Below are 2,585 nucleotides of genomic sequence, written 5' to 3'. Positions count from 1 at the left end.
CGATGCCATATTGAGCAAGGCGGGTAAGGGTCGCTTGCTCGTTCGCATCGCTCCAAAGCAGATGTTCATCATCAAAGGTAACAAGGGCTAAATCGACTAAGGAAAGTAAGTTAGCATAATGCTGTTGAGCGGTCTCAGCACTTTCCCACAGTTTAGGGCGATAGTTACTGTCAAAAGCGATTTTCACACCGTGCGTTATGAATTTACCAGCGAACGATATTCGCTGGATAGAAATGAAAGTATTGTTACAAGAGCATCGAGAGCTTAGGGATAATATAATTGAGAAATATAGAGATTTTTCAGAGTTAGATAGAAAATTACATACACTTATTTTATCTGCTGCAGATAATCCATTTATAAACGACTTTATAGAACTGATTTCTGTTATTTTCCATTTTCATTATCAATGGGATAATAAGAATTTACATGCAAGAAATATTCTTGCAGTAGAAGAGCATTTAGCGTTAATTGTAAAAATTGTGATTAAAGATGATTTGGCTGCTATTGCGGCATTAAGAAAACATTTACAAACTGCTAGAAAATCACTTATGGATAGTATCTGCTTAAATTAAAGAGACTAGTATTTTTCAAAACAATCTCTTACTACAGCTTTTAACTTTTCCCACAAATCATCATCGGCTAAAAACTCAAATTCCTTAATAAGTTTATTTGAGCGTTGTCCTTGATTTTGTAAAATGCTACGAATAATTCTATCAGCATATTGATTGGGCATTTCTATGATTTCTTTTATTGCTTCTCTTGCATTCTGATGATTAAGTAAATAAGCAGATTCCTGATGCATATCGTTAGTAATAACGTGTTTTATCAACCGAGATAGGTATTCAACATGTTTAGTTAAATTTGGAAAACGCCATAAAGGCTCTGCATTTTCTGTATTTGTAAAGATAAGATTTGAGGTAATACCGTCAGCATATTTGACTTTTTCTTTAGAAAAAGCATAGTCTCCTCTAATATTTTGCATTAATAACTTAGATATTTCATCTAACAAGGCAAAATAGGATTGTCTTTCAGTTGCTGATTCGGCAATTACCCCTGAGATAGGTAGAATTATAGAAGCAGGCAGAACGCCATCTCGTCTTAAAATATCATTAAATAAGAAACGGTGAACTCTTCCATTCCCATCAGCAAGAGGATGAATATAAACGAAGCCAAAAGCAATAACAGCACTTCGTATAATAGAAGATTGACCTTCAGTTTTCTGCCAAAATTGTTGTAATCCTTTCAATTTAGCTATCAAGGTTTGATGAGGAGGAGCGATATAATGCACCACTTCATCAAAATGAATTGTTTGCCCTACAAAAACAGGTGATTGCCTTATTCCATATTCCCCTAAAATCGTTTTATTGCCTAAAATAGATTGTTGGAGCTTGGATAACTGCTCTGGATTAATAGGTAATTCCCCTTGCCCTGTATAACGAGCAATAACATCAGCAAATCTCTGAATACGTGAGGTTTGTTTACTTTCTCCTTCAATTTTAAAGCTGGCTTTACTTTCTCTTAGTGTTAGCCATACAGAAGACCGCAGAATAAGTTCCTCGCCAAATTCATCTACGAGATTGTTTAGTAACTCAGCAATATCTAGATCAGCTGCTTGAGTAAAATTTTCTGTTTTAAGTAAAATTGGACAGAAATCAGGGGTTCCGGCTAGATTATTATTCACTCTCCAACGTTCATTTTTTTCTATTTTATGTTTAGATGCGGTAACTACTTTTTCGCTATTTAGTACATCTATGTAGTTGCCTCCTAGATTATACGGCACAGAAAGCATATCACCAGTAAGCCATTCATATAGAAAGGCAGCTCGTCTAGCATATTGCCCTGTTGGTTCTTGGTTAATCCAGTTTTGTATATGTGTTGCACCGATGTTTTTAAATAGACGCTGTAAAAACTCAAGATGTGGGATTTCATTGCGTAGATAAAATTGTAGATGAGCAATAATAGTATCAGCAGGGCGACTGCTTTCTTGATAAAGTTCCGTCCTAAATCCAGTTTCAATTTCCCTTAAAGTGGAGCGTCTTCCCGCTATACCACTGATTACGGGTAAAGGTTGAAATGCTTCAGTTTCAGTTATGTTCGCTAACCATAGTCCACCGATAGGATCTTGAACAACATTTTGTTTTTTTAAATTCATATCAACCTCTTACATAAATCGATTATTTATGTATGATTTTCTCAAATCTTGATTATGGTTGCAATGAATTGATTATTTTTATTATATTTTGCAATAAATGGATTATTTAGACGGCATTAAAGTCAAAGAAGAAAAACGTATGATCTTAAGCAAATCATACGTTTTTAATTGGAAGAGTGTAATTAAAAAATTACTTAACAAGTTCCACAACTTCTCTTGCTAAACCCCCAATCTCTTCCCACTTCTGCGCCTTAATCAGTGATTTCTCCACAAACCAAGAGCCACCGCACGCCACCACATTCGGAATAGTAAGGTAGTCGTTGATGTTTTGCGGTGAAATACCACCAGTCGGCATAATTTGTAAGTTGCTGTAAGGGCCAAGCAGGGCTTTAATCATTTTCACCCCGCCACTTGCTTCTGCTGGGAAAAATTT

General features: G+C 35.5%; 2 protein-coding genes and 2 pseudogenes. 1 reads left to right on the top strand and 3 read right to left on the bottom strand.

Annotated elements, in window-relative coordinates:
- A pseudogene (locus ACERCG_RS12115) lies at positions 1–190 on the bottom strand (sugar kinase); the annotation flags it as partial.
- Between the two features lie 7 nt (positions 191–197).
- Between ACERCG_RS12115 and ACERCG_RS12110 the strand changes: the two are divergent.
- On the top strand, positions 198–572 hold the full coding sequence (locus ACERCG_RS12110) for an FCD domain-containing protein (protein WP_373612301.1): 375 nt from the start codon (positions 198–200) through the stop codon (positions 570–572).
- Between the two features lie 5 nt (positions 573–577).
- Here the strand turns inward: ACERCG_RS12110 and ACERCG_RS12105 are convergent, their stop codons facing one another.
- Positions 578–2,152, bottom strand: a complete 1,575-nt coding sequence (locus ACERCG_RS12105) for a Fic family protein (RefSeq protein WP_373612300.1) — start codon at positions 2,150–2,152, stop codon at positions 578–580.
- A gap of 190 nt (positions 2,153–2,342) precedes the next feature.
- Positions 2,343–2,585, bottom strand: a pseudogene (locus tag ACERCG_RS12100) (2-dehydro-3-deoxyphosphogluconate aldolase); the annotation flags it as partial.

The sequence above is a fragment of the Mannheimia sp. E30BD genome (assembly GCF_041807785.1).
GTDB lineage: Bacteria > Pseudomonadota > Gammaproteobacteria > Enterobacterales > Pasteurellaceae > Mannheimia.
This window is presented reverse-complemented; position numbering and strand designations above follow the sequence as displayed.